The sequence below is a fragment of the Geminocystis sp. GBBB08 genome, from assembly GCF_016743215.1.
Lineage (GTDB): Bacteria > Cyanobacteriota > Cyanobacteriia > Cyanobacteriales > Cyanobacteriaceae > Geminocystis.
The window spans coordinates 1-5,176 of the sequence record NZ_VRZC01000222.1; the positions used below are offsets into that span (position 1 = coordinate 1).

Annotated in this window: 4 protein-coding genes and 1 pseudogene; 1 reads left to right on the plus strand and 4 read right to left on the minus strand. The window is 29.8% G+C overall.

The annotated features are described in order from the left end of the window. Both FWJ34_RS18105 and FWJ34_RS18110 read right to left on the minus strand, forming a co-directional pair. A pseudogene (locus tag FWJ34_RS18105) lies at positions 1–394 on the minus strand (hypothetical protein); the annotation flags it as partial. A gap of 17 nt (positions 395–411) precedes the next feature. Further along, positions 412–744: an NINE protein gene (locus tag FWJ34_RS18110; RefSeq protein WP_308256739.1), complete on the minus strand. Its 333-nt coding sequence runs from the start codon at positions 742–744 to the stop codon at positions 412–414. Between the two features lie 707 nt (positions 745–1,451). Between FWJ34_RS18110 and FWJ34_RS18115 the strand changes: the two genes are divergently transcribed. Beyond that, entirely contained in the window at positions 1,452–2,318 is an 867-nt protein-coding gene (locus FWJ34_RS18115) for an SHOCT domain-containing protein (RefSeq protein WP_308256740.1), read from the plus strand. A 53-nt stretch (positions 2,319–2,371) separates the two neighbouring features. Here FWJ34_RS18115 and argS read toward each other — a convergent pair whose 3' ends face one another. Both argS and radC read right to left on the minus strand, forming a co-directional pair. Further along, positions 2,372–4,120 carry an arginine--tRNA ligase gene (argS, locus tag FWJ34_RS18120; RefSeq protein ID WP_308256741.1) on the minus strand — a complete coding sequence of 583 codons (1,749 nt, stop codon included), beginning with the start codon at positions 4,118–4,120 and terminating at the stop codon, positions 2,372–2,374. A gap of 64 nt (positions 4,121–4,184) precedes the next feature. Next, positions 4,185–4,913 (minus strand): DNA repair protein RadC, encoded by a 729-nt coding sequence (gene radC, locus FWJ34_RS18125; protein ID WP_308256742.1) that lies wholly within the window; start codon positions 4,911–4,913, stop codon positions 4,185–4,187. Between the last annotated feature and the right edge of the window lie 263 nt (positions 4,914–5,176).

Consider the following 5,176-nt stretch of genomic DNA (forward strand, 5'->3'; position numbering starts at 1 on the left):
AATCAATATCATTAGCGTAAATAATTGATAAGCCTAACCGATAAACAATATCATCTTTGGAACAGTTATTAATGTCAACTTGTCCTCGATTTTCTGCCATTAATTGAGCTATTTTTGCAGAAGGAATTAAAACTCCTTTTGGTGCTGTTTTTATCAGATAATTTTCCTTAATTTTAAAAGCGATAACAATTTGACTAATCCAAATTAAATTGATTAATATTGGCACGGAATTTGAGAAAATAATGGAACTAAAAGTTAAGCCACCACCAATATATAACCATGAATTTGTTTTCCCTTTCCATCCAGCATAAATAAGAGAAATTCCTCCAAATATAGGTAAAAAGGACCACCATAGCCATGGAGGATTTTTTTCAAACCAGTTATTATGAGACACAATTATTTATCTTTTATCTATAGTTTATCTAAAAATTTTCGTCTTTTTTCTTCATACTCATCAGCAGTAATAATACCTTGATCATAAAGTTTTTTAAGTTCTGTTAAAGTTGTGATACTATTTGTTTGAGTAGAAAGAATAGCGTTATTATATTGAGCATTAAAAGCCTGATCTGACATTAAGACTAAACCTATAAAATCAAAAATTGAGAGTAAAGATGGTATAAATGTCCAGCAAAAAACTAGATATAGAATCCCGGCAAAATTATTGCCTAAGTAAAATTTATGAATACCCAAACCACCGAGAAAAAAAGCTAAAATTATTGCTGTTGATTTACTTTTTGCTTCCATATTTTTAATAATTTAATCTTGAAAATTTACTAAGATATAAAGGCAGATTTTTTATGGCACTATTTACGAATAAATGAGTAATTTTTATTCTTTGATTTTCTTAATTTTAATGATATTAAATATAAAGTAATTATTGCTGTTTGAATCTCTAAAATAATAAAATAATGTTTGACAAAATAATTAACTTCTATCAAAGAATTTAAAGAAAAAATAAGTAAACCCAACAGCAAAAAAGAGATTAATTGCCACTGTCGAAAATTTGATGATTGAATAAATTTCATAATCCATTGATGATGTTGAAGTTTTGCCGTTGAGAGGAAAATATGTTCTAAAATGAAATAATGAAGAAAAAAACCTTAATTATCTTCTTTGTGCCTTTGCGTCTTTGCGAGAGAAAGATGAGAATATTGATTTAAAAACATTATCTCTAATTATATTGTAATTAAAATGCTAACAACAACCCCCTTAATTTGTAAAGATTTATGAAGTAAAAGTTGCCTTAAGCTACAAGTATTATTATAGAGAGGAGATGTTGAATCTAAATTAATGATCAATTATAAATGCCTATAAGTTTTATTTTCCGAATCTTTTTTGATTCAAATTCAAGGAGATAATCATATAATTATTAGTGTGGGTAAAATAGTTTTTTCTTTCACAAACAAAATTGATTATTTTTTAGATTAATTGTAGTTATTAGGTTAAAAATTATGGCAAAAAGTTATTTTATTAATCATCACAGTCAAGACTTAGAAAAAGTTTATAAAGCAATTATTTTATGGTTTAAAGGTAAACAATATGAAGTAGAAGGTACTGAAAAACAAGGAATTTACTTAATTCAAGCAAGAAAAACAGGCACGATTAGAACATTATTAGGCTCAAATTTAGCTTTTAAAATTTCCATTTATTTATCTAATGACAACTTGACGAATAAGCGAGAATTTATTGTCGAAATTACCAGAGGAAAATGGATTCAAAATATAGCAGGTGCTGGTTTTGCAGGTTTATTTACAGGTGGTTTTACGGTTATGACGGGTATTGCTACTGCTGGTTGGGGATTATTATTAGAAAATGAGTTAATTTCTTATGTAGAAAATGATCTTAATTTTCAAAGAGTTACCTCCGATATTTCTAATATTAATAATCAAGATATTCCTAAATCAAATAATAACAATTCACCGCCTATTAATAGGGTTGAAAATACGGAACTAAAAGCCATTATAAAAGAGTTAGAAGCGGAAATAAATAAATTAGAAATTGCTTTTACTGATGAAATTTTAACAGAAGCAGAATTTACTAGGAAAAAGGCTATTTTAGAGAGAAAAATTGATGATTATGAGGTTAATTTTTTTATTGAAGAAAAAATTTTAAAATTACAAGAGGCTTTTTCTCAAGGTATTTTAGATAAAATGGAGTATGAAGAAAAAGTTAATGAAATTGAAGCAACTATTAGGGATAAAATTTTACAAGAAAGACGTTTACAAAGGAATAAAACCAAGTTAATTAAGTTACAAGAAGCTTTTAATAATGGGATTATTACGAAAGAAGAATATCAACAAAAAATTTCTAATTTATAACTTTTAGTTGGCACTTTTTCTCAAAAATTTTCCAATTCCTTATGACTCATTATTTACATTCTTTCTAATACGGAAATACCTAACAAAGATAATCCTAATTTGATTATTTTTGCGGTTAAGTCAGCTAAAATTAAACGAGATAACTTAAGGTTTTCTTCAGCTTGTAAAATAGGACATTGATCATAAAATTGATTGAATTTTTGGCTTAATTCAAATAAATATAAACAAAGGCGGTTCGGTAATAAATCTTTTTCTACTTCTTTGATGACAAAATCTAGTTGTAAAAGATGTTTTGCTAATACTAATTCGCTTTCTTCTGTCAAGAGAATAGGGGTATCTGAATTAAGGTTATTTAAGTCGATATTACCTTTTCTACTAATACCTTGTACTCGCACATAAACATATAAAAGATACGGAGCTGTGTTGCCTTGTAAAGCTAACATTTTATCATAACTAAATTTATAATCAGTGGTACGATTTTGACTTAAATCTGCGTATTTGACAGCACTTAAACCAACAATTTTACTCACCAGATTAATAAAGTCTTCGGTTTCGTTTCTTCCTTCGGTTTCTAAGCGATTTTTTAAATCTAACTTTGCACGATTTACGGCTTCATCTAATAAGTCTTTTAAACGAATAGTTTCACCAGATCTAGTTTTGATTTTTTTACCATCTTCTGCTAAAACTAAACCAAAAGGTACATGAACTAAATCGACATTTTCAGGTACAAAATTAGCTTTTTTTGCTACTTGAAAAACTTGAGCAAAATGATTAGATTGCCCCGCATCAGTTACATAAATTATTCTACGTGCTTTATCTTGATTGATCCGATATTTTAAAGCTGCTAAATCCGTAGTTGCATAGTTATATCCGCCGTCAGATTTTTGCACAATTAACGGTAAAGGATTGCCTTCTTTATTCACAAAACCATCCAGAAAAACACATTTTGCTCCTTGATCTTCTGTTAAAATATTCGCAGTTTCTAAATCAGTAATAACTTCAGGTAAAAAAGGATTATAAAAAGATTCTCCTCTTTCTGTTAATTTTATGTCTAATAATTGATAAATAATTTCAAATTCTCGGCGAGATTGCTCACATAATAATTGCCATGCTTTGATACTTTCTGAATCTTTACTTTGTAATTTTACTACTTCTTGACGAGCCTGTTCTTGAAATTCTAAATCTTGATCAAATTTAATTTTTGCTTGTTTATAAAGGGTAACTAAATCCCCTATTTCAACAGCGTTAGCAGTGGTTAATACTTCGGGTTTTTCCGTGCGTAAATAGTTAATTAACATCCCGAATTGAGTACCCCAATCTCCCACATGATTTAATCTTAAAACATCATAACCTCTTAATTCTAATATTCGAGCTATACTATCACCTATAATAGTTGATCGCAAATGTCCAACGTGCATTTCTTTAGCGATATTTGGACTTGAAAAATCAACAATAACAGGATAAGATTCATCAACTTTTGTTACCCCTAAATGATCTTCTTGATAAACTAATTTGATTTGTTGAGCGATATATTCAGGCTTAATTTTAATATTGATAAATCCTGCTCCTGCGATTGCTAAAGGTTCGCAAAAATCATCTAATTTTACATTATTTATTATAGTTTGAGCGATCGATCTTGGAGGTTGTTTTAAGGTTTTTGCTAAAGATAAAGCAACGTTACATTGATAGTCACCAAATTTGGGATTACTAGCAGGTACTACTAACGGATCAATATTTGATACATTATCACCAAAGGCTTGATTTAAAGCTAAAGTAAAAAGATTTCTAAGGTTATCAATCATCAAAAAATGAGGAAATAAAGATAATTTAATTGTTAATTGTCAATTGTTTCTGGTTAATTGTCAATTATAATTGCGGGTATTCTTCCCAAAGATTACAATTTTGACGAATACTACGGTAATCGCCGTTACCAATAATTAAATGATCTAAAATAGGAATGCCAACAATTTTGGCACATTGTAATAATTGCTCTGTCAAAGTCAAATCTTCCACGGAAGGCTCAAGATTACCTGAAGGATGATTGTGGGCGATAATAATATTTGTAGCTGATTGACGGATGGCTTCCCTGAATAATTCCCGAGGATGAATAAGAGTTTCCGTAGCAATACCGATGGTGATAACCTGAGTACTAATTAAACTATGTTTAGTGTCTAATAATAATACAGCAAAACGTTCTTGATTTTGCCACATTAATTCATGGCTAAAAGCTGATGCGGCGGCATTAGGGCTGTCGATAATGGCTTTAGCAGAGGGGCGAAATTGAAAAGTACGTTTACCTAATTCCACCCCTGCAAGGATTGTAGTCGCTTTAGCCGGTCCGATTCCTTGAATTTTCATTAATTCTAAAGGTGAAATTTCACGCAATACATCAAGAGGATCTCGTTTATTTTGACTAAGTTGATTAAGGATATATTGGGCTAAACCTACGGCGGATAATTTGCCTTTTCCCTGCCCAGTGCCTAATAAAATAGCAATTAACTCGGCAGAGCTTAAATTTCTAGCACCTAACTCTATTAATCTCTCTCTAGGGCGCTCACTTAAGGGCAAATCGGCGATTCTGAGATTGTAAACCATCGTCTTATTACAAAACTATTTTTTTCATAGTAAATCTTTTTAACTACACATGAACAAAATAATTTATAGATAGAAATTAAGAAAATGGGAAAAACTAGAGCTAGTAAGCCAAGACGCATTTAACTTATATTTTTTCCCAACTCCTAACAAAGGGTTTAAACCCCTTCACTCAAAGGTTTACCCCTTGCCCGTACCTCACTTATGTGAAAATTGCTATAAATAAAAGTAAATTCCAATTAAAAAAATAATGAAAAATATTGGAC